This window comes from Rathayibacter festucae DSM 15932, from assembly GCF_004011135.1.
In the GTDB taxonomy this organism is placed as follows: domain Bacteria; phylum Actinomycetota; class Actinomycetes; order Actinomycetales; family Microbacteriaceae; genus Rathayibacter; species Rathayibacter festucae.
The window spans coordinates 3,709,236-3,730,298 of sequence record NZ_CP028137.1 but is presented as its reverse complement, the minus strand read 5'-3'; the positions used below and the strand labels follow the sequence as shown (position 1 = coordinate 3,730,298).

Genomic DNA, 21,063 nt, shown 5'->3' with positions numbered 1-21,063 from the left:
GGAGAGGGCCCCGCGCGGCCGTGAAGGCGACCGCGGCGTCCGCGTCAGTGCGCCGCGTCGTACGCGGCCTGCACGTCCGAGGGCACCCGGCCGGAGCGCGGGACCTCGTAGCCGTGCCGTCGCGCCCAGTGCCGGATCGCGGCGAGCATCTCGGGGCTCTTGCGCCCGGCGCTCGCGGCGATCGACGTCACCCGGGAGCGGGACGGCGCCTCGGACAGCGGCCGGGCCGCGTCCACGAACGGCGCGAGCGCGCGGTGCAGGTGCCCGATGTTCGCCGCGGACAGGTCGATCTCGTACGCGTCGTCCCCGACGGAGAAGGACACCGTCCCGCCTCGCCCGGCGGCGATGGGCGCACCGGTGAGATCGTCCACGAGCACGACCTGGGAGACCACGGATCCGACGACCTTTCACGGGAGGAGCAGTGCGACCGGACGGACGCACGCGCACGTCCATGGAACCAGATGCGGGCCCACGGCGGGGCCCGGCGCGGTCCGACGAGGGGACGGCGGCCGGCGGAAGAGCCGTCGAAAGCTACTAAGAACAGCCTTCGAGTAGCACCTTTAGCGGATTTCTGTGCGATTCGCCCCCGCCGCCGCCGGGTCGCCACGGCGCCCTCCGAAGCAGTGGTCGGGGCGAGCGGTGGCTGGGACGCGTGAAGTCAACTAAGTTGACTTCACTGCTCGACCACCCTGAAGGAGGACGCATGTCCACGACCGCCCCACTCACCGCCCAGAGCTCGATCGGGGAATGGCTGAACCACCCCGAGGGCTCCGCACTCATCCGCGACGTGCTCGGCGGCGCCGCCGGCGGCTTCGACGAGGCGAAGCTGGCGCCGGTGCGCTCGCTGCCGCTGCAGCAGCTGGTCGCGCTGAGCCAGGGACAGCTCCCGCAGAGCGTCGTCGACGATCTGGTGCTGCGGGCGAACGGCGGCGTCATGCCCGAGGCCGTGGAGAGCACGGGCTGGCGCGAGAGCGTCGTCGCCGGCCGCTTCGCGGGGAGGACCGTGATCGTGACCGGCGCGGCGTCCGGGATCGGCCGCGCGACCGCCTCCCGCATCGCCCGCGAAGGCGGCCGGGTCGTCGCCGTGGACATCTCGGCCGAGCGGCTCCAGGAGTTCGCGGCCTCGCTGCCGGACGCCGAGATCGTGCCCGTCGCCGGCGACATCACGAAGCAGGACGACATCGACGCGATCGTCGCGGCGGCCGGCGAGCGCATCGACGGCCTCGCGAACATCGCCGGGATCAACGACGACTTCTCCCCCGCCCACGAGACCTCGGACGCGGTGTGGGACCGGGTGATCGCCATCAATCTCACTGGCGGCTTCAAGCTCTCCCGAGCCGTGCTCCCCGCGATGCTCGCGGCCGCGGCCGGATCGATCGTCAACGTCGCCTCCGAGGCGGGCCTGCGCGGCAACGCGTCCGGCAACGCCTACACGGTCTCCAAGCACGGCGTCGTCGGTCTCACCAGGAGCGCCGCGTTCATGTACGCGGGCAGCGGGATCCGCGTGAACGCCGTCGCGCCCGGCGGCGTCGCCACCGGCATCCCCTTCCCGCCGAACGTCTCCGAGACCGGCAGCGCCCGGCTCGCCCCGTTCCAGAGCGCGATCCCCTCCGTCGCCTCCGCGGAGCAGCTGGCGGCGTCGATCACCTTCCTGCTCAGCGACGACGGCGTGAACATCAACGGGGCGATCCTGCCCAGCGACGGCGGCTGGTCCGTGCAGTAGTCAGGCGGACGCCGGCGGGCCGGACCGGTCCGCGGGAGTGAGCAGTCCCTGCAGCGCGTCGCCGTAGCGCTCGACGATCTGTTCGTGGTCGGTGGCGAGGAGCACCTCGTCGCCGACCACCCACATCGAGTGCAGCAGTCCGCCGACGAGCGCCGCGGCCAGGCGTGCGCGCAGGTCCGCGTCCGGCCCCGTCATGCGGGCCCGCAGCGGAGCCACGAACGCCTCCTCGTGCACGGCGTGCAGCCGGGCGCCGATCGCCGGCTCGCTCCCCCCGCGCACCAGCGCGAGGAAGACGGACTGCGTGTCGCGCTCGTCCGCGAGCAGGGAGGCGACGAAGCTGCGCCCGAAGTCCCGCAGCGGCACGTCCAGCTCCGGGCGGTCCTGGATGCTCACCTGCATCACGTCGAGGAACAGCGCCTCCTTCGACCCGAACCGGCGGACGACGACGGCGGGATCCACCTGCGCCTCCGCCGCGATCTCGCGGACGGTGACCCGCGAGTAGCCGCGCTCCCGGAACAGCCGCTCCCCCGCCGCGCGGATGCTCGCGCTGAGGGCGGCGGGGGAACGGCGAGGCACGGTGCTCGATCGTATCCGAACGGCTGCACCGGCCCTTCGGCGACGACAGCCGCTCCCGCACGGCTCCCCTCGCCGGCGGAGCAGCTCGACCGTGTCGTCCCCGAGGCTTTCGAAGGTGACGGCACCGCGCGACTCCAGGTGGTGGCCCGGCGTCACCGGGAAGGGTGGGTGTCCTGGGAAGAGACGCCCGCTCACATGCTGGTCGAGTACCCCCGAAGGGGCGCATCGAGACCCACCCACCCCGAGGACGTCGGTCTCTTCATGTCCTGCGCCGGCGCCGAGGCACCCCTCCCGCTCAGGGTCGCCTCAGCGCGCCAGCAGCCCGAACGACCCGATGACGACCGGCACCACCGCGACCGCCAGCAGGAGGTAGGACAGCACGAGCCCCACCGTCGACTCGCGGCGAGGGCCCTCGCGTCGTCGCGCCACGTGACCGACGACGACGCCGGCCAGCGGGAGGACGTACTGCAGCGTCGTCGCGATCCCGATCACCAGGGGATCGCCCCGCCACAGGTGAGCCACCGCCAGGTATCCGATCGCGTACGACACGACGGCGAGAACGCCCAGCACGAGCGACGCCCGTGTCCACCCGCGTCCGGTCCGTCGTGCGGTGCCCGTCTCCTTCATCACACTCATGCCTCCACTGTACGAACCGACCCTCGCGTTCGGCGGGCTCGGACCCGCACGAGGGGGAGGCGGAGGCGCGACGGCTCCCTCACTCGAGCCAGCCGGTGACAGCGCCGACCACGCGGTCGAGATCGGACTCGAGCAGGAAGTGCCCGCCGTCGACGAGCTCGACCTGCGCGTGGGGCGCGTCGCGCGTGAAGGCCTGGGCGCCGGCCGCGGCGAAGATCTCGTCGTTCCGTCCCCAGACGGCGAGGACCGGGACCCGGGACGTGCGGAGCCAGGCCTGCACGGCGGGGTACAGCTCGCGGTTGGCGGCGTAGTCGCGGAAGAGGGCCAGCTGCACGTCGTCCTGCCCGGGGCGGGCGAGGAGCGCGAGGTCGTGCTCCCAGGCGTCCGGGTCGACGGTGCTGGCGTCGGGAACTCCGTGGGTGTACTGCCACTCGACGGCCTCGCGGCCGAGAGCCGGCCTGAGGGCGTCCCTCGTCGCGTCGGTCCGCTCGGCGGCGTCGGCCCAGATCGGGTCCCAGAAGCCGGGGACGAACCCCTCCTCGTAGGCGTTGCCGTTCTGCGAGATCACGGCGACGACCGCGGCGGGGTCGGCCAGGGCGAGCCGCCAGCCGACGGGGGCGCCGTAGTCCTGGACGTAGATCGTGTACCGGGACACCCCGATGGTCTCGAGGAAGCGGCCGGTCGTCTCGGCCAGAGCCGCGAAGGTGTAGTCGAAGTCGTCGACGGAGGGCGCGGACGAGCGTCCGAAGCCGATGAGGTCCGGGGCTATGACGCGGTAGCGCCCCGCGAGGGCCGGGATCAGGTGACGGAACATGTGCGAGCTGCTCGGGTAGCCGTGCAGCAGCAGGAGGACGGGGGCGTCGACGGGCCCGGCCTCCCGCCAGAAGACGTCGAGCCCTCCCGCGGAGACGGTGCGGTGGTGGACGGTGACCATGACTAACCCTTTCAAGTTTATTTAATGGTTAGCAGGACGCTAGCATGGACGGACGAGCCACTCGGCGCGGGAGAGCGGGGAGCGATGGACCGGGACGAGGAGCTGCTCCTGGCAGTGCTGAACAGCGCGCCCGTGGTCGACGGCCGGCCGACGGACGACCTCGGTGACGCGTCCGGGCGGGAGCTCGCGCGACGGTGGGGCGGCGTCGGCACCGAGCACGAGCTCGAGCGGCTGCGCGGTGCGCGCGACGCGCTCCAGGTCGTCGTGCGCTCGGGCGCACCCTCGGCGGTGGCGGAGCTCTCGGGCGTGATCGCCGACGCCGTGCGCACCCCGCGCGTCACCGCTGAGGGCGTCGAGTGGGAGCTGAGCGCTCCCGAGGCCGATCGCCTCGCGGTGGAGGCGGTCCTCGCCTGGTCGAGCGTCAGCGCCCGGTTCCCGGGGCGGCTCCGCGCGTGCGCGAACGACGAGTGCAACCTCTTCCTCCTGGACCACAGCCGGCCCGGCACCGCGAAGTGGTGCTCGATGGCGACGTGCGGCAACCGGATGAAGGCCCGCGCGCACGCGAGCCGGTCGCGGGGCTGACGGCGCCCGCCCGAACCCCACCGCTACCGGTCCGCGCAGTGCCGACCGGGCGGCCTCGCCGACGCAGCGGCCTCACCCGGCGGTGAGGCCGTCAGGACGAGGACGCCCCAGCTCCCTGGCGAAGAAGCCGGTGATCCGGTCGAGCGCCTCGATGACCACGGCCCGATCGCGCCCGGCGAGGAGATCGTGGTCCGAGCCGACGAAGACGTGGTGCTCCGTGCGCACGCCCCCGCTCCGGAGCCGCGCGGCGAGCTCGGCGCCCTCGGGGGCGAGCGTGTCGTCCCCTCCGGTCAGCACGAGCGTCGGCGGCATCGCCGCTGGCAGCGCGAGGTCGCGGGACGGCGACGCGAGAGGCTCCTGCTGGCGCGGGACGTCCGGGAAGTACGCCCAGCCGACGAAGCGCTGCACGAACGGGCTGATCGCCGGACGACGGACGCCCGACGTCCGGTCCGTCCGGATCACGTCCGTCACCGGGACGACGAGCGCGACGGCCAGCGGAGCCGGCAGCGACGCCGCGTGCAGCTGCTGGCAGATGTTGATCGCGAGCTTCGCCCCGGCGCTGACGCCGCCGAGCAGGAGCCGGTCCCCGGACCATCCGGCGCCGGTCTCCGCCTGGAGCCAGCGGGCGATGTCGCAGGCCTCCTCCTCCGCGACCGGATACTGCACGCGCGGCCCGGTGTCGTAGTCCGGCAGCACCACGACGGCACCGAGTCGATCGGCCATCGCCCGCGCGATGTGCAGGTCCTGCTCGGGGTAGCGGTTGACGAAGCCGCCGCCGTGCAGCTGCAGCACGACCGGAGCGTCCGGGTCGTCGACGGCGGGACGCTGCACCACCGCGCGGACGACGCCGTGCCGGGTCGGGATCCGCAGGCCGGTCGGGGCGGGCAGTCGGGTGCTCGGCTCCGGGAGACCGCGGGGCGCTCCGACGCGGACCCGCGACCCGATCTGCGCGAGGGCCCAGAACAGCGGGCTGAGGGGACGGCGGATGGTCACGCCTCCACCGTAGGCCGCGGGCCTCCCGCCTCCAGGACCTCCGCGCCTGGTTCCTCGAGCAGGTCGGGCCGTCGTTCCGCTTCGACGCCGCGATGCGCCGGCATCTCGCGGCCGGTGGGGGGACGCTCGCCGACGCCGTCGCCTTCTGGCACGCCTCGCGATCGAGCGAGCCGCGGCCGATCGATCCGCAGTTCGAGCTCAACCGCTTCACCCGCGCGTGGCACGCCGGGCACCCGGACGGCGACCGCGCCGGGCTCCGCGCCGCCTGGCAGGAGTACCGGGCGCTGCCCGCCGACGCCCGCCCCCGCGCCTGAGGGTCGTGGTCGGACGGGCGCTGCGGTCGACCCGGCACGCGCTTGACTCTGACGCTGCGTCAACCCGTAGCGTCGCTTCCATCGCCCCGGGATCCGCCCTGGAGGCGGGAACGGAGGCCGCGGTGGAGCACGAAGGGCCGACGCGCGAGTGGTCCGCGCACGAGGTGGCGCGGCTGGCCGGCACGACCAGCCGGACGCTGCGGCACTACGGCGCCGAGGGGCTGCTGCCGCCGAGCCGGCTGGGCGCGAACGGGTACCGCTACTACGACGCGGCCGCGCTGGTGACGCTGCAGCGGATCCTGCTGCTGCGCGACCTCGGTGTCGGGCTGTCCGAGATCGGGCGGATCCTGCGCCGCGACACCGAGCCGGCGGTCGCCCTCGAGCGGCACCTCGACGTGCTGCGGGAGGAGCGCCGGCGGCTCGACCGCCGCATCCGCGCGGTCACCGGGACCGTCGCGGCGATGAGAGAAGGGAACGGGCCGATGGCCGAGGAGATGTTCGACGGGTTCGACCACGCGGAGCACCGCGAGGAGGTGGAGCGCCGCTGGGGCGCGCCGGCCTACGCCGACGGCGACCGCTGGTGGCGCTCGATGACCGCGGAGGAGCGGGAGCAGTGGCTCCGGCGGCAGGCGGACCTCGCCGGCGCCTGGACCGCCGCGGCGGCGAGCGGCGCGGACCCGGCCGGCGAGGAGGCGCTCGCGCTCGCCGAGCGGCAGCGCGCGTGGCTCGCCGACGTGCCGGGCACGCCCCGCGACGCGTCCGGCGCGCCGAGCGACGAGTACCTGCTCGGCCTCGGCGAGCTGTACGTCGCCGACGAGCGCTTCGCCGCGCACTACGGCGGAGTGGCCGGCGCCCGCTTCGTCCGCGACGCACTGCGGGCGCTGGTCGAGCGGGGCTGACCCGTCAGCACTCCCGGCGGCGCACCTCCGGCTCGCCGAATCCCCTCCGGCACGTCCTTCCGCGCGTTTCCAGCGAGCCCGAGAGCATTCCACGAGCCGGAGCACACCCGCCACCACCTCGGGCACGCCATTAGCCCTCCGGCACGTCGATCCGCCCGAATCCCGCGAGCCCGAGCGCACTCCACGAGCCGGAGCACACCCGCCGCCACCTCGGGCACGCGATTAGCCCTCCGGCACGTCGTTCCGCGCATTTCCAGCGAGCCCAAGCACACTCCACGAGCCGGAGTACGCCCCCACAGGGGACCTGCGGACCTGCACTCTCCACAACGGGTCCTCGATGCGCGCCACGGCCTTGGCAGGACGACGGCCGCCGAGTTGGATGGCAGGATGCTGACTCTCCTTCCGCCGATCTCGGAGCCCTGGACGGTCACGGGTCTGGGCCGCACCGACGACGGTCCGCTCGACGAGGTGCTGATCGCCGTCGACCGGGGAACGCAGGAGCACCGCTTCACGATCCGCACGATGCGACGCACCGGCACCCGGCTGGGACCTCGGGGCTCCGTCCACGGGACGGTGACGGACTCGGTCGCGACCGCGAGCCTGGCCGTCGGCTGCCTGCTCCTGGACGTGCTGCCCACCGACCTGCCGACGCAGGAGGCGCGCGCAGCGATGAGGGCGACGGAGGAACGAGCCCAGGCTCTCGCCCGCGACCGGGACGGGTGGGACGTCACTGCGCTCCCCCTCGACGGCGTCGGCTACGCCCTGTTCACCCGCAGCATCCCCGAGGGAACCGTCGCCCACTCCGACCTCGGCTGGGCCACCGTCGCGATGTGGAGCCGCGGCCCTCTCCTTGACGGCCCCTTCCGGCTGGCGGACGTCGAGCCGGGCGACGACCTCGGCGAGCACTGACGCGGCCGATCCCCGTTCGCAACGGCGCGGCGCTACTGTTCGGGCATGATCTCCCCCGAGCACTTCCTGGCGTTCGCGCTCGCGTCGGTGGCCCTGATCGTGGTCCCCGGGCCGAGCGTCCTCTTCACGATCAGCCGGTCGATCGCCTACGGCCGCCGGGCGGGGGTGCTGAGCCTGCTCGGGAACGCGCTCGGGATCATGCCGGCCATCTTCGCCGTGGCCTTCGGGGTGGGCGCCGTCGTCGCGGCGTCGGTCGTCGCCTTCACCGTCCTCAAGCTCGCGGGAGCCGTCTACCTGGTGTGGCTCGGCGTGCAGGCGATCCGCCACCGCCACGCGCACGCCGGCACGGCCGCCACCGCCCCGGCGTCGTCGTGGACCCTCCTGCGCCAGGGCTTCGTCGTCGGCCTCACGAACCCCAAGACGGTCGCCTTCTTCGTCGCCGTCCTCCCCCAGTTCGTGGACCCGGCCGCCGGCCCCGTCTGGGCGCAGCTGCTGCTGCTCGGCTTCACCTTCCAGGCCCTCGCGCTGATCTGCGACAGCGTCTGGGCCCTGGCCGCGGGCACCGCGCGCTCGTGGTTCGCGTCGTCCCCGAAACGGATGTCGACCGTCACCGGCACCGGCGGCGTCATGATGATCGGCCTCGGCGGCACGCTCGCGCTGACCGGCTCGAAGAGCTGACCCGATCCACACCCCGACCGAGAGGAACACTCACACCCCCCCCGCCCTCCGAACACTCTCACTCGGTGACGTCCGCGGCGCCGCTTTCGTCTCACCCGAATGCGACAGCCCTCGGGCGACTGCGGACGGAGTCGTAGGGTTCCCGCCATGGAGCAGCCCCCTTCTCACGACCGTCCGGTGGACCGCGCCGAGCGGGGAAGCCGCTTCGCGACGCGGCGGTGAGGGAGAGGATGCCGCGGCCTCTGCTCATGCTGGTCGAGTAGCCCCGCAGGGGCGTATCGAGACCCACCGTCCCCAGCAGGGCGGGCTGCGGACTCGTCCTCACGACGCCGGTGGATCTCGATACGCCCGCTGCGCGGGCTACTCGATCAGCAGGGGTCTCCCTCCTACCGACGAGGTGATCCCTCTCAGGACCCCGCCGCCTGGGAGGACGCGTTCTGGCGGCGGATCCGAGCGCGACACGAGGACGACCAGCGCGCACGACTCCGCGGGGAGGCGTGATCGCGGCCGAGGTGGTGTGCCGCCCGCCGCCGGACGACACTGGATCGATGACTCCTCCTTCGCACCCGACGCGACGCCCTCCTCGTCGTCGCGGTGAGACGAAGGCGCTGCGCGTCGGGGCGTCGGTCGTCGCTCTCGGCGTCGGGCTGTGGGTGCTCGCGAACGACGCCGAGGTGTGGGCCGAGGCAGCGCCCGCCGCTACGGCGCCCGCCGTCGAGCCGACGTTCTCTCCGGCCGGCGCGGTCTACCGCCACGGGTACTGGGGGCCCATCGAGGATCCGACGACGGCGCTGCCGATCCAGTGGCGGGACGGCGGTCGCTCGTTCGTGATCACCACCGGAGGGAGCGGGCAGTGCCTGAACGAGCCGGTGCTGCTCGAGGCGCTCGCTCCCGACCGGCTGCGCATCGAGACGAGACTGCAGTCGGATCCGGAGGGGATCGGCTGCAGGGAGAGCTTCGTCCTCGCGAGCTACGTCATCGACACGCCGGCCGGGATCGACCCGGCGCGGACCGTCGAGTTCGAGCGGACGAGCGCCGACCGGGCCGGCACGTCGAGCCTCCACCTCGATCCGCTCCCCTGAGAGAGCCGGGACGGAGCGAGCCGGGACTGAAGCCGCTTCTCCAGCAGAGGCGCCCGACGCGGTCGACCGCTGCGAGCGATCGGAGGGTGCACGGCCGCGATCGCGTCCGGACGGACCGCCGCGGGCGTCGCGGGCGCGACGGCCCGGCGCCTAGGCTCGCGGAATGGCGAAGCGGAGGGTGTCGGAGCGCGCGCAGGCGCTGCTCCTCGCCCGGCCGTGGACGCTGGCGGTGCTCAGCGGCGTGTTCGTGGCGATGATCGTCGTGCTCGCCGCCGACGTGGGCTGGGACCCGGCCGCGGTCGTCGGCGGGGGGCGCCGGCACGCTCCGCTGTGGCTGGTGGCGGGGATCGGGCTGCCGTTCTTCGGCACCGGAGTCGTGGTGGGAGTCGTCAAGCAGATCGGTCTCGTCCGGCGGCGGCGGCGCGCGCCCGTGTCGCCGAGCCCGGAGGTCGAGCGGCTGCGACGGGAAGGCCCCGGCTGGCTGAGCCGCCGGGAGGACGAGGCGCGCTCGCGTCGACGCGCGCCCTAGCCTTCACGCCCCCTGCCGAGGAGGCCTCTACCCGAGCAGCCGCCCCGCCGCTCGTCGAGCCGCCGCCGCCCACGGGCGCGCGGGGTCCGCCTGGGCGCCGGCCATCGCGCCGTCGTAGAGGAGGCACAGCTCGAGGGCGGCGGCGTCCGCGTCCTCGACACCGGCGTCGCGCAGGAGTCCCGTGAACAGATCGCGGACCCACTCGCGGTGGCGCAGCGTCACGGCGTGCGAGACGTGGCCCTCGCCGTATTCCGCCTCCGCGTTGATGAAGGGGCAGCCGTGATAGCCGGGCTCGGAGAACCACTCGCCGAGCAGGTCGAACACGGCGAGCAGGCGCTCCGAGGCCGTCCGTCCGCGCCCGGGCAGCTCGGTCGCCACGTGCGCCTGCCAGGCGGCGCTCCGCCCGCCGAGGTAGGCGACCACCAGGTCGTCCTTGGTGCGGAAGTGCGTGTACAGGCTCGCCTTCGAGATGCCCGCCTCGGCGGCGATCAGGTCGACGCCGACCCCGTGGATCCCCTGCTCGTAGAAGAGGCGGTCGGCCGTCGCGACGGCGCGCTCGCGGGCCGGTCGGCGGCGGACCTTCGGGGACGGAGTCGAGCTCATGGGTTGGACTTTACCAAACAGATCTGTACAGTCACATCTCGTAGCCGAACAGATCGGTTCAGATAGGGATGATCATGACCGACCAGCAGAAGACCGACCAGCAGAAGACCGCCCTCGTCACCGGCGCCACCAGCGGCATCGGCCGCGCCGCCGCCGAGCAGCTCGCCTCGCGGGGCCTGCACGTCCTCGTCTCGGGCCGCAGCGCCGAGCGCGGCGAGGCCGTCGTCCAGGGGATCCGCTCGGCGGGCGGCACCGCCGACTTCCTGCTCGCCGACCTGCGCGACGAGGCGAGCGCCCGCGACCTCGCCGGCCGGGCGACCGCGGTCACGGGGCGCGTCGACGTCCTCGTCAACAGCGCCGGCGTGTTCCCCTTCGGGCCGACCGCCGAGACCACGGAGGAGGGCTTCGACGACGTCTTCGCCCTCAACGTGAAGGCGCCCTACTTCCTCGTCGCCGCCCTCGCGCCGGCGATGGCGGAGCGGGGCGAGGGCGCGGTCGTCAACGTGACGACCATGGTCGCCGAGTTCGGCGCCGCGGGGATGGCGCTCTACGGAGCGAGCAAGGCGGCGCTCGTCCTTCTCACGAAGTCCTGGGCCGCGGAGTTCGGCTCGGCCGGCGTCCGGGTCAACGCGGTGAGCCCCGGCCCGACCCGCACCGAGGGCACCGCCGCGATGGGCGAGGCGCTCGATCAGCTCGCCGCCGCCGGCCCCGCCGGTCGCCCGGGCAAGGCGTCCGAGGTCGCCGAAGCCATCGTCTTCCTCGCCACCGACGCCGCCTCGTTCGTGCACGGCGCGGTGCTCCCGGTCGACGGCGGCCGGATCGCCGTCTGAGTCCGGAGCCCGCGGTCAACCGGCACGCGGGGCGAGAGGGACAGCCGGAACGGCACGCCGTGCGAGGCGAAGAGCGGGTCCGCGATGAAGCAGCCCCAGAGGAGCACGGGGCGTCTCGAGCGGAGAGGGCGCCTTCGGCGCCAGCGCAGGGCGGGGAAGAGGCCGATGTCCTTGGGGTGGGCAGGTCTCGATACGCCCCTGCGGGGCTACTCGACCAGCATGTCTGCGGGCGTCTCTTCCAGGCAGATCCACTGTCCTCCGGAGCCGGGTCTCGATACGCCCTTCGGGCTACTCGACCAGCATGACGGGGCCTGCGGCCTCCTCGATCGGCAGGAAGCGCCCCTCCGCCTGCTCGACCGGCAGGCAGCGCCCCTCGGCCCCCTCGATCGGCAGGCAGCGCCCTGCGAGCTCCTCGACCCCGGCGGCGCCCCGTGAGAGGCTCGCCCGGTGGACGGCGGGGACGATCAGCGCGACGGCGCGGAGCCGAGCCCGGTCGAGACGACCGAGCGGCTCCTGCTCCACCGACCCGCCGAGACGGACCTGGACGAGCTCTTCGCCCTCTACTCGGATCCCCGGCTGGCCGAGGGCGATCCCCTCCTCCTGCACCCCACCCGCGCGCACACCCGCGCGGTGCTCGACCGGCGGCGGGAGCAGTGGGCGCGCGACGGCCTCAGCAGCTGGGTGGTCCGCGAGCGGAACCCGCGCGGCGGCGGCGGCCTGATCGGCGTCGGCGGATGCTCGCTCCTCGCGGGCACCGCGTGGAACGTGGCGTTCACCCTCCACCCGGACCACTGGGACAAGGGCTACGCGCAGGAGATCGCCACCGCGGGCATCGGCCGGGCGCGACTCCTCCGCCCGGAGCTGCCGATCACCGCGGTCGTCGTGGAGCAGAACCGGCGCTCCCACCGCGCCGTCGAGCGCCTCGGCCTCGTGCGGGCGTGGGCGGGCACCGACGCGCACAGCCCGGACCCGACGGCCCGGGTCGTCCTCTACGCCGACCGCCCGCTCTCGGCGGAGCGGATCGACCGGCTGACGAGCTGACGCCTCCTGTGATTGGGTTGCCGCACCGACGACACCCGGAGGACGACGATGCCCGACCACGACGAGACCTGCGCCGCCGAGCCCCGCGGCCGAGCAGCGGCGGTCCCGGCATGAACGGCGTCGGCCCGCTCGACGTCGCCTTCACCGCGCCGATCGGCGTCACCGTGAAGGGCGACCTCTGGTCGTGCGTGGAGGTGCCGGACTCCGCCGCGCTGTTCGGCACGGGCAAGGCCGTGAAGGTCGTCGCGACCGTCGACGGCGAGCCGCTCACCGCCGGCCTGATGCCCACCGGCGCCGGCGGTCACATGCTCTCGATCAGCGCCAAGCTCCGCAAGAAGCTCGGCAAGGACCTCGGCGACGAGGTCGCCGTCCACCTGACGGAGCGCCTGACCTGACGGCGGGACCGCGGACCGACGGCGGATCTCGATACGCCCGCGGAGCGGGCTACTCGATCAGCATGCACTTCCCGCCCGGCGAGCGGCCACCCTCCCATGCTGGTCGAGTAGCCCCGAAGGGGCGTATCGAGACCACACGTTCTGCAGAGCGGTGGATCTCGATACGCCCGCAATGCGGGCTACTCGATCAGCAAGGGACACACCTCACGGCAGCACGCCGTCCGGGCTCCGCCACTCCGGATGCCGCGCCTCCACGTTGTCGGCGGTGGCGTACTGCGTGCCCGTCGTCAGCGCGAACGGGCTCTGAATGTCGATCTGCACGTAGTCGAGGCGGTCCCAGACGGAGACGTGCCAGTCGCCCGGGGAGTCGCCGTCCCAGGTCGCGGTGCCCTCGGCGCCCGGCCGAGTGAACCACAGCTCGGCGCCCTCGCCGGTCTCCGCGGCGTCGCGCGCCAGCTCGTCCGGAACCCAGCCGTCGGCGAGCAGCTCGCTCTCGATCGCCTCCTGGATCTCCCCACTCGCCCCGGGCCCCGTCCCCTGCGGTACCAGGCGGAGGAACAGCTCCACCCAGCGCTCGTCGTCGTGCCGAGCCGAGGGCTTGCCGCCGCGCACCGACACCCGGAGGTCCGCGCCGATCAGCACCGGGTGCAGCGACTCCGCGGCACCCACCGCCGCGTCGCCGAGCTCCTCCGCCCCGAGGATCTGCTCGTCGACTCCAGCCGTCGGCCCCGTCGCGCACCCGGTCAGCAGCCCGAGCAGCACGGCGCCCGCGACCGCCGCCCGCCTCGATCTCATCCGCCCACCGTATCGACAGGTGCGGTCGGGCCCCGCGAGAGCTAAGATCCGCGAGACGCGACCCGACGCGGATGGACGGATCCTGGCCGGCCACGATCGTCGGTGCGCCCGCATTCGGAGACCCCTTGGACGCTCGACGACGCCTGCTGGTGGGGGCCGGAGCGGTCGCCCTGCTGCTGGTCGCGGGGGCCCTCGTGCTCGACGCGACCGCCGGCGGCCCCGGCGACGGCAGCCCGATCAGCGCGGGCGCGACCGGCTCCGCGGGCAGCTCCTCCCCCGGCGCACCCTCCTCCGGCACCACCTCCTCCCCCGGCGCCGCCGCGACCCCGGGCGCGACCTCCGCCGCCACCGTCACCCCGCCCGACCCGTCGAACCCCGCCGCCGTCGCCGACCCCTCCGCCCCGCTCGAGGTCTCCGGCCCCGCCCCCGTCGACACCGGCCTGCCCGACTCCACACCGCGCGCCGCCCTCGTCTCCCTCCCGCTGCCGGCCGCCGCGAGCGCCACCCGCGCGCTGGTCGCCGGCTACCCCTCCGCCGTCGTCGCCCCGCTGCCCGACTCGGTCGTCGCCTCGAGCTCGGTCGAGCCCGCCGGCGGCGCGCTGCGCTCGGGCCTCACCGCGACCGTCGCTCTCGACGCCGAGCAGATCGTCGAGAGCTACCGCCGCTCGCTGGCCGCGCAGGGCTTCACCTCCGCCGCCGTCGACGCGCCCGCCGACGGCGCCGCGATGGTCTTCACCGCGGGCGCGGACAGCGTCAGCCTCTCCGTCACGCCGACCGGCACCCCGCGGATGAGCTACTCGCTGATCGCCGTCCTGCACCCGAGCGGCGGCTAGACGTGTACATCTCCCTGTCCGACCGGCCCGAGGGCGCCGCGGAGCAGCCGGCGCGCGGCACCGGCCCGTCGCGCATCGCCCCCGCCGTCATCGCCCTCGGCATCGTCAGCCTCTTCACCGACATCTCCTCGGAGTCGACCGCCGCGATCCTCCCCTTCTACATCACCGCCGCGCTCGGCATGTCGACGCTCGCGTACGGCTTCCTCGACGGCCTCTATCAGGGCGTCAGCGCGTTCGTCCGGATCGGCGCCGGCTGGACCGCCGACCGCACCGACCGGCCCAAGCTCGTCGCCCTCGCCGGCTACGGCCTGTCGATGCTCGCGCGCCTGGGCCTGCTGGCCGGCAGCGGCCCGGCCGCGCTCACCGCCGTCGTCACCGTCGACCGCCTCGGCAAGGGCATCCGCACCGCGCCCCGCGACGCGATGATCTCCGCCTCGTCCGAGCCGGCGTCGCTCGCCCGCTCCTTCGGCGTGCACCGGATGCTCGACACCGTCGGCGCGACGATCGGGCCGCTCCTGGCCTTCGTCGTGCTGCTGCTCGTGCCGGACGGCTACTCGACGGTATTCGTGCTGTCGGCCGCCTTCGCGACGCTCGGCGTGGTCGTGCTGCTGCTGTTCGTGCCGGACGTGCGGACGCGCATCGTCGGCGGCGCGGCGCGAACGACGCTGCCGTGGCGCCGCCTCTGGGACCGGCGCCCGCGCTGCCTCCTGCTCGCCGCCGGTCTGCTCGGGCTGCTCACGGTGGGCGACGGCTTCGTCTACCTGGTGCTGCAGAGCCGCAGCGGCTTCGCGGCGCAGTGGTTCCCGCTGCTGTACGTCGGGACGAACGCCGCCTACCTCGCGCTCGCGATCCCGTTCGGCCGCCTCGCCGACCGCTGGGGCCGCGCGCGGATGTTCGCCGCCGGCCATGTGCTGCTGCTCGCCGTCTACGTGCTCGCGGCGTCGCCCGCCTCCGGGCTCGCGGTGACCATCGCCTGCCTGCTGCTGCTCGGCGCCTTCTACGCCGCGACCGACGGCGTGCTCGCGGCCGTCGCCGGGGCGAGCGTGCCCGCCGAGATCCGGGCGAGCGGGATCGCCGCGGCCCAGACGGTCGTCGCGGTCGCGCGGCTGTTCGCCTCGGTCGGCTTCGGAGCGCTGTGGCTGTGGCTCGGCCGGGAGGGCGCGATGATCGCCGTCGCCGTCGGCCTCGCGGCGGCCCTCCCCGTGGCGGCGCTGCTGCTGCGCGAGCGCTTCGCGGAGAAGAAGGAATGACGGCCGGGTCCCGCCGTCTCTCGGACCGCGCGCGCTGGATCATCGCCGTGGTGGCCGCCGTCGCCCTGCTCGGCGGCGCGGCTGTCTACGGAGCGGGCGCCTGGGCGCGGTACCAGGCGCGCGCCTCCGCCGACTCGGCCGTCGCCGTCTCGACCGACGCCCCCGCCGACGGCGACCGGATCGTCTTCCGCAACACCGCGAGCGGCCAGGGCTACGGGCTGGTCGCCTCCGTGCCGCTGGCCGACCCGGGCGCGGCGCGCACCCTCACCGACCGCGCCTGCGACCGCGTGGCCGCGACCGAGTCGATGGAGCTCTGCCTGCGCACCGACCGGGGCGTGCTGACCACCTTCGAGGCCGTGCTGACCGGCGCCGACGGCGAGACCCTGCAGACGTGGCCGCTGCCCGGCATCCCCAGCCGCGCCCGCATCGGCGACGGGATGCTGAGCACCACCGCGTTCGTGACCGGGCACTCGTACGCGCCGACCACGTTCTCCACGCAGACCGTCATCCGCTCGCTCGACCCGGCGGTGCCGGACCCGGGGGATCTGGAGTCCTTCGCGCTGAGCGTCGCCGGAGCGCCGCTGACGGCCGCCGACCGGAACCTCTGGGGGGTCACCTTCGCGAACGACGGGGACACCTTCTACGCGACCGCGGCGTCGGGGTCGCGGACGTGGCTGGTGCGCGGGAGCATGTCGGCGCGGACGATGACGGCGATCCACGACACGGCGGAGTGCCCGTCGCTGTCGCCGGACGAGACGCGGGTGGCATACAAGAAGGACGTCGGCAACGGGGTGCCGGACTGGCGGATCGCGGTGCTGGATCTGGCGACAGGGGTCGAAACCGTCCTCCCCGAGGAGCGCAGCGTCGACGACCAGGTCGCCTGGCTCGACGACGACACCCTCCTGTACGGCCTCCCCCGCGAGAGCGCCGCGGGAGACACCGACGTCTGGTCGATCTCGGCAGACGGCACGGGCGACCCGAAGCTGTACCTCGAACACGCTTGGTCCCCGTCAGTTGTGCGGCGCTGAAGAATAAGGCGGGCCTGCGCCAGGGTAAGCCGTTTAGGTGCCGACCGCGCGACGGGACGGACAGGCCGCTACCGAAGTGCAACCACTACTTCACAAAGCCGAACCATTCGCCGAACCGTATTTGATGACTAATGACCCTTATCGTTCAAGTGATACTCGATTGAGGCACTAGAGCATTATGGCCAACACCGCGACAAATCACTCCAACACTGTGATAGAACGAGGTGCTTCAACTTTTTCTTTCAACAGGACTTTCCGCAACTCGTCCTCGAAGCTATTCATGGCCTTGTTCTTCGCGGTCACGCCGCCAGCAAAGCTATACCGGATATCGATCGATTCGCGCAGAAATTCCCGAATACTCCCACGGTCCTCGTCCGATAAGCGTTCGTCAGATACGTATGCGTACCGTGCTATCGAAGATAGGAAAGACGCCGAGAACCAAGACTTCTTGGCTCGCAAGCTGAGGCTACCCAGCGACTTGACCCAGCCGAGCGAACCCGAGGCATAGAGGGCCAGAGTTCGCACAATTGCCGAGTACTCAGTTGGGTCTTCATCCGCAATTTCAACCTGCTCGAGCAATGGCGTAAGGCTGGGGCCCGCGAGACAGTACGTTATTCCGCTAAAAGTCAAGTAGCTTGGCGCAACTTTCAGGACGGAAGCTTTCATTCTCGCTACGTCGTCCTCATCGAAGTCTTTTCCCTCTTTGAAGAAGAGCGAGCGAATCGCATTGTCGAATTCTGGATGCACCCGAAGGTCGTTTTCATACAAGTCAAGAAAACGCACCCATCCCACTAGGACCTTCTTTAGCAGATCTCCCTTCAAGCGCTGATCACGTATCTCGTCAGTGTCGCGGAGAACGCGCGATGCTAGATCAATCACCAATGCCGCGACCCTTCCCGGCGTCAAGTCCTCGATGCGCGCGGTCAAGAAAGCGGGAACATCACGGTCGTCCGTTACATCGTAGTAGCGCTTTTCCTGAAGAGTTGCAGGCGCCGCCATTGGTTCAGTCTCACCGCGTGTAGGCGACTCGGCAGCGTCACTGAACAACCTGTCTGTCGCCGGCAATTGCCGGACACTGGCGAATACAGAGCCTGATAATGAATCGTCCACGATCAGATCCAACTGCTCGTCCATCAGGTGCAGTACTTCAGCGCTCGTCCGACTCATCGCGGCATAAGTTCGGACGATTGACGCAAGCTCAAGAGGCGAATCAAACACTAGTTGACGGAAGGAAGAATCTTCCTGAGCGGCTATACCCGCCATAAGTTCGAGATACGCGGAACGCTGGAAATGCACTGTGTTATCAGTACCCTTTCCCAGCACGCGCCTTTTGATGAGGTCATTCAAGCAACCTAAAGCATCGTATGGCCAATTCAACTCCGCAAAAAGCTGCTCGATCCAGCTAATGAAGTCGGACTGCGGCGCGCGATCCTCCTTTCGCTCTACAAGCTTCCGGGCAAGAGTCACTAGGACAAGACGCTTATTTCTGAGCGTCAGCTCGTCTCGTCCTAGATTCCTGAAGAAATCTCCGACCAGCAGTAAATCAACATATTTGTCTAGAACAGCGATCTCCGACTCCTCATCCTTTAGCGCCGATCCATTTCGGATTAGCTCGAGAAGCAAGGTGATGGTAAACGGATTACGAGGAAGTCGCTTTTCGCGAATGACGATCATAACGGATTGAACAAGCTTGCCCTCGCTACCAGGAGACAAGCGCTTAGCAAGCTCTCGTGCTTCAATGTTACTGAATCGCCCGAGATATACGATCTCGACCTTGGAGACGCCCGCCTCGGTCAAGCTACTCGCAACGTCGAGAGCATCCTGTTGCCTCACACCGATCAAAGTATGCTTTGTCAGAAGCGAGGAGACCTCCCTTACGACACGCTTATATTTATCCGACTTCTCAAAGCGAAGATTATCGACCGCCAGGACGGACTGGCCAGTCTGGTCGTGCCATTCCTCGATATTTGCCGCCTTATAGAAGCGATCAAGTTTTTTAGAGATTGGGCTTAATCCCGCGATAATCGGCTCGTCAATGATCACTGAGTGCAATCCCACGTCTTGCGTTAGGATTCGGTTTACGGCCCAGAGAAGAGCGGTCGTCACTCCCGAATTTTCTTCCCCCGCAACCAAGATGACACGATGGTCCTCAAGTAAGTCAATAATATCGATAGGCTCGATATTTGCCTTTTCCTTTTCTACCACGGAAGACTGCGCGTATTGATCGTGAGGCTCTGGAAGAAAAATAGGCTCGACAATCAGCTCCGCGACACTCTTATCTTCGAGGGAATCTGTATCTCTCCATAAGGTGGAGTTATCCCGCACCCTCGACTGAATATCGGCGAATGAGGTAGTGCGCAGGTCTACTGCTGCTCGCACATCCTGATCGGGGACCAGGGTTGCCAGGAAGTTGGGTAGATCTGCGAAGTCATCACCGTATGCAAGATCAACTACGGCATCAAGGTCCGAGTCGGCGTGAACATCAGACGACTTGCAGAGTCTGTAATGCGCTCCCGCGGTGCCGCCGAACGACTTATCAAAGTTGTCCACCATCAACTTAAAATTTGGGTCGTCAGTGCCGGCACCAAAACCGATAAAAAGGAAAGTTTTCATTGTAAATGCGGAGTTCTGCAGATTTTGAGCAGAAGTATTGCTAATGACACGAGCGTAGTCCTGCTCGCTGAATATGACATTATCGCCATCGGAGTAGATGCCATGCAAATGACCAATTGCCTCGCCGCCGGTCGCAATAATTCGCATCTGATCGGGCTGGGTCCAGCTCGCGGAGGAGCGGCCAAGAGCCTGCTCGAGCAAAGTATCGTAATTTGTCGTGAAAATCGGCGATCGAAGAGCGGCAATGGCGTTCGCGAGCGTGTGGTCGATAGGTGCAAGGGCTCCGACTGACCTCGTCAGCCACCGGTTGAATCGTTGCGCATCATTCAAGGCAAATTCTTACCTTAGCTCGGTGGCGAGGTTTGTAAGGTCGGAGATGCGCGCCTTGCCCGGAGCTGCGTCTACGTACGCGTCGAGGCGCATGCGAAGGAGCGCGCCACGATCTGAATCGATCCGCTCGACTCGCTTCACACCATCGTCGAGTAGACCAACCCAGGTCGCGGTAGGTGCTCGGTCGCTGATGGCTGCCGACACTCCCGTTCCGGTGACGATGATGACCTGGTTGCGAGCCAGGGCGTCGCGGAGGGTGTCGCTGTTCACTAATTCTCCCGAGGGTAATCGGCGCCCGACCGAAAGGCCTTCGCTCTCCCCTAGATGCTATGTCCTAAAAGCCATGAGCAGTGCAACAAGTCGTCGGGTTCACCGGCCGCGATCGCAGTAGCCAACTGACGAGGGGGCGATCGTCCGAACCCGACGGTCCGTAGAGCCAGAGAAGCTTCAAGCAGGCATCGAAATCTATCTACTACGTGAGGTAATTTCTTGTTTTCGAGCGTCAGGCTGGTGTAGATGAACGAACAAGGCGTGAAGGGTATGTTGACATATTCTCCACTCGTCCGCGGCGCCCTGTCTGTCAGGCCCGCGGGTGGATCGCGTCTCACCCAGCCACACCACTTGGTGCGTCTGGCCTCGATCGGGCTACTTCCCCGGTGACTTTGCCGTGGCGGCCGCTATGCACCGTCACCTCGGCCGTAACACTCCATCCGACGACCACCCCTCAGATTTATATCTCGTTGCCCTAGCCAGGGTGCCGCTCGAGGGAGCCGCTCGAGTGACGCCATGGACATCGCAGTCCCTGCCCATCTCCCACACAAGGACCCCACAGACATGAGCATGGAAGGCGTCGCCTGGAGCTCCCTCTACCGGATCTGCTCCGCCTAGAGCGGCAAGCACGGCGTTTCCCGTGAGTCCGTGCGCCGCACTGTGACGTTCGTGGTCCCCTACGGCGCCCGCCTGCTCCTCTTCATCGGCATCTCCGTGTCGGCGCGATCCTCGCTGTCGCGACGCCGGTGCTCGCCCGCCGCGTGGTCGACACCATCGTCGTCCGGGGCGCCGTCGGCACCATTGTGCAGCTCGCCGTGGTCATCGCCGTAGTCGCCGCGGCCGACGCCGGCGTCTCACGCGTCACGCGCTGGTACTCCGCGCGCATTGGCGAGGGCGTCATCCTCGACCTGCGCACCGCCGTCTGCAACCACGTTGAGAAGATGCCGATCGCGTTCTTCCCCGCACCCTCACGGGCAAACTCGCCAGCCGAAGGAGAGAGCGGACCGGCGGAGCGAGAAGGAAGTGGAACTCCCTTGCGGTGGCGCTCCCGCTGCAGCCAGCGAGCTAGAAAATAGAGGTCACTCAAGCGAGACCGTCGAGCGGCCCGGCTGCTCGACGGCCCGGTCCATGCCGCCGCTCCCCGTTCCTCGTTGCGAGAGCCAATGGTTTTGCGAGGTAGGACCGGTCAGGATTTAATTGGGCACTCATCGAACCGAGGG

24 protein-coding genes are annotated in these 21,063 nt (G+C 70.3%); 15 read left to right on the top strand and 9 right to left on the bottom strand.

Annotation, left to right across the window (positions count from 1 at the left end; genetic code table 11):
- Positions 1-44: 44 nt before the first annotated feature.
- Positions 45-392, bottom strand: coding sequence for a histone-like nucleoid-structuring protein Lsr2 (locus tag C1I64_RS16995; protein ID WP_127888026.1), 348 nt, complete (start codon positions 390-392; stop codon positions 45-47).
- A 311-nt stretch (positions 393-703) separates the two neighbouring features.
- On the opposite strand from C1I64_RS16995, the gene C1I64_RS16990 reads away from it, so the two are divergent.
- A complete protein-coding gene (locus C1I64_RS16990) occupies positions 704-1,723 on the top strand; it encodes an SDR family NAD(P)-dependent oxidoreductase (RefSeq protein WP_127888025.1) in 1,020 nt (339 codons plus the stop codon).
- Here the strand turns inward: C1I64_RS16990 and C1I64_RS16985 are convergent, their stop codons facing one another.
- From C1I64_RS16985 to C1I64_RS16975, 3 genes are all read right to left on the bottom strand, one after another.
- Positions 1,724-2,299, bottom strand: a complete 576-nt coding sequence (locus C1I64_RS16985) for a TetR/AcrR family transcriptional regulator (protein WP_127888024.1) — start codon at positions 2,297-2,299, stop codon at positions 1,724-1,726.
- A gap of 306 nt (positions 2,300-2,605) precedes the next feature.
- Positions 2,606-2,935 carry a hypothetical protein gene (locus C1I64_RS16980; RefSeq protein WP_127888023.1) on the bottom strand — a complete coding sequence of 110 codons (330 nt, stop codon included), beginning with the start codon at positions 2,933-2,935 and terminating at the stop codon, positions 2,606-2,608.
- Positions 2,936-3,014: 79 nt separating this feature from the next.
- Positions 3,015-3,869 carry an alpha/beta fold hydrolase gene (locus tag C1I64_RS16975; RefSeq protein ID WP_127888022.1) on the bottom strand — a complete coding sequence of 285 codons (855 nt, stop codon included), beginning with the start codon at positions 3,867-3,869 and terminating at the stop codon, positions 3,015-3,017.
- Between the two features lie 84 nt (positions 3,870-3,953).
- Between C1I64_RS16975 and C1I64_RS16970 the strand changes: the two genes are divergently transcribed.
- Positions 3,954-4,451 carry a CGNR zinc finger domain-containing protein gene (locus C1I64_RS16970; RefSeq protein WP_127888021.1) on the top strand — a complete coding sequence of 166 codons (498 nt, stop codon included), beginning with the start codon at positions 3,954-3,956 and terminating at the stop codon, positions 4,449-4,451.
- A 72-nt stretch (positions 4,452-4,523) separates the two neighbouring features.
- On the opposite strand, the gene C1I64_RS16965 is transcribed toward C1I64_RS16970, so the two are convergent.
- The gene (locus C1I64_RS16965) at positions 4,524-5,444 is read right to left on the bottom strand and encodes an alpha/beta hydrolase (protein ID WP_127888020.1); all 921 of its coding nucleotides are present in this window, start codon (positions 5,442-5,444) and stop codon (positions 4,524-4,526) included.
- Between the two features lie 92 nt (positions 5,445-5,536).
- Here C1I64_RS16965 and C1I64_RS16960 point away from each other — a divergent pair, with 92 nt between their 5' ends.
- The 6 genes from C1I64_RS16960 to C1I64_RS16935 all read left to right on the top strand — a co-directional run bounded on the left by C1I64_RS16960 (position 5,537) and on the right by C1I64_RS16935 (position 9,855).
- Entirely contained in the window at positions 5,537-5,758 is a 222-nt protein-coding gene (locus tag C1I64_RS16960; RefSeq protein ID WP_127888019.1) for a hypothetical protein, read from the top strand.
- Between the two features lie 122 nt (positions 5,759-5,880).
- Positions 5,881-6,657, top strand: coding sequence for a MerR family transcriptional regulator (locus C1I64_RS16955; RefSeq protein WP_127888018.1), 777 nt, complete (start codon positions 5,881-5,883; stop codon positions 6,655-6,657).
- A gap of 387 nt (positions 6,658-7,044) precedes the next feature.
- The gene (locus C1I64_RS16950) at positions 7,045-7,566 is read left to right on the top strand and encodes a hypothetical protein (protein ID WP_127888017.1); all 522 of its coding nucleotides are present in this window, start codon (positions 7,045-7,047) and stop codon (positions 7,564-7,566) included.
- Between the two features lie 45 nt (positions 7,567-7,611).
- Complete coding sequence (locus C1I64_RS16945) at positions 7,612-8,244, top strand: LysE family translocator (RefSeq protein WP_127888016.1); 633 nt, start codon at positions 7,612-7,614, stop codon at positions 8,242-8,244.
- A gap of 548 nt (positions 8,245-8,792) precedes the next feature.
- The gene (locus C1I64_RS16940; RefSeq protein ID WP_127888015.1) at positions 8,793-9,326 is read left to right on the top strand and encodes a hypothetical protein; all 534 of its coding nucleotides are present in this window, start codon (positions 8,793-8,795) and stop codon (positions 9,324-9,326) included.
- A 163-nt stretch (positions 9,327-9,489) separates the two neighbouring features.
- Positions 9,490-9,855: a hypothetical protein gene (locus C1I64_RS16935; protein ID WP_127888014.1), complete on the top strand. Its 366-nt coding sequence runs from the start codon at positions 9,490-9,492 to the stop codon at positions 9,853-9,855.
- Between the two features lie 27 nt (positions 9,856-9,882).
- On the opposite strand, the gene C1I64_RS16930 is transcribed toward C1I64_RS16935, so the two are convergent.
- Complete coding sequence (locus C1I64_RS16930) at positions 9,883-10,458, bottom strand: TetR/AcrR family transcriptional regulator (protein WP_127888013.1); 576 nt, start codon at positions 10,456-10,458, stop codon at positions 9,883-9,885.
- A 74-nt stretch (positions 10,459-10,532) separates the two neighbouring features.
- On the opposite strand from C1I64_RS16930, the gene C1I64_RS16925 reads away from it, so the two are divergent.
- From C1I64_RS16925 to C1I64_RS16915, 3 genes are all read left to right on the top strand, one after another.
- The gene (locus tag C1I64_RS16925; protein WP_127888012.1) at positions 10,533-11,288 is read left to right on the top strand and encodes an SDR family NAD(P)-dependent oxidoreductase; all 756 of its coding nucleotides are present in this window, start codon (positions 10,533-10,535) and stop codon (positions 11,286-11,288) included.
- 447 nt (positions 11,289-11,735) lie between these two features.
- The gene (locus C1I64_RS16920; RefSeq protein WP_127888011.1) at positions 11,736-12,329 is read left to right on the top strand and encodes a GNAT family N-acetyltransferase; all 594 of its coding nucleotides are present in this window, start codon (positions 11,736-11,738) and stop codon (positions 12,327-12,329) included.
- Positions 12,330-12,439: 110 nt separating this feature from the next.
- Complete coding sequence (locus tag C1I64_RS16915; protein ID WP_127888010.1) at positions 12,440-12,724, top strand: DUF1905 domain-containing protein; 285 nt, start codon at positions 12,440-12,442, stop codon at positions 12,722-12,724.
- Positions 12,725-12,928: 204 nt separating this feature from the next.
- On the opposite strand, the gene C1I64_RS16910 is transcribed toward C1I64_RS16915, so the two are convergent.
- A complete protein-coding gene (locus tag C1I64_RS16910; protein WP_127888009.1) occupies positions 12,929-13,519 on the bottom strand; it encodes a hypothetical protein in 591 nt (196 codons plus the stop codon).
- Between the two features lie 125 nt (positions 13,520-13,644).
- Between C1I64_RS16910 and C1I64_RS16905 the strand changes: the two genes are divergently transcribed.
- From C1I64_RS16905 to C1I64_RS16895, 3 genes are read left to right on the top strand one after another with little or no spacing between them, the layout of a single operon-like run.
- Positions 13,645-14,352: a hypothetical protein gene (locus C1I64_RS16905; RefSeq protein ID WP_127888008.1), complete on the top strand. Its 708-nt coding sequence runs from the start codon at positions 13,645-13,647 to the stop codon at positions 14,350-14,352.
- Between the two features lie 2 nt (positions 14,353-14,354).
- A complete protein-coding gene (locus C1I64_RS16900; RefSeq protein WP_127888007.1) occupies positions 14,355-15,602 on the top strand; it encodes an MFS transporter in 1,248 nt (415 codons plus the stop codon).
- Complete coding sequence (locus C1I64_RS16895) at positions 15,599-16,630, top strand: TolB-like translocation protein (RefSeq protein WP_127888006.1); 1,032 nt, start codon at positions 15,599-15,601, stop codon at positions 16,628-16,630. The genes C1I64_RS16900 and C1I64_RS16895 overlap by 4 nt, the downstream gene beginning before the upstream one ends.
- 198 nt (positions 16,631-16,828) lie before the next feature.
- On the opposite strand, the gene C1I64_RS16890 is transcribed toward C1I64_RS16895, so the two are convergent.
- On the bottom strand, positions 16,829-19,573 hold the full coding sequence (locus C1I64_RS16890) for an SIR2 family NAD-dependent protein deacylase (RefSeq protein WP_127888005.1): 2,745 nt from the start codon (positions 19,571-19,573) through the stop codon (positions 16,829-16,831).
- A gap of 9 nt (positions 19,574-19,582) precedes the next feature.
- A complete protein-coding gene (locus tag C1I64_RS16885) occupies positions 19,583-19,843 on the bottom strand; it encodes a hypothetical protein (protein WP_127888004.1) in 261 nt (86 codons plus the stop codon).
- Between the two features lie 761 nt (positions 19,844-20,604).
- Here C1I64_RS16885 and C1I64_RS20640 point away from each other — a divergent pair.
- Positions 20,605-20,919: a hypothetical protein gene (locus C1I64_RS20640; RefSeq protein WP_244209513.1), complete on the top strand. Its 315-nt coding sequence runs from the start codon at positions 20,605-20,607 to the stop codon at positions 20,917-20,919.
- Positions 20,920-21,063 lie beyond the last annotated feature (144 nt).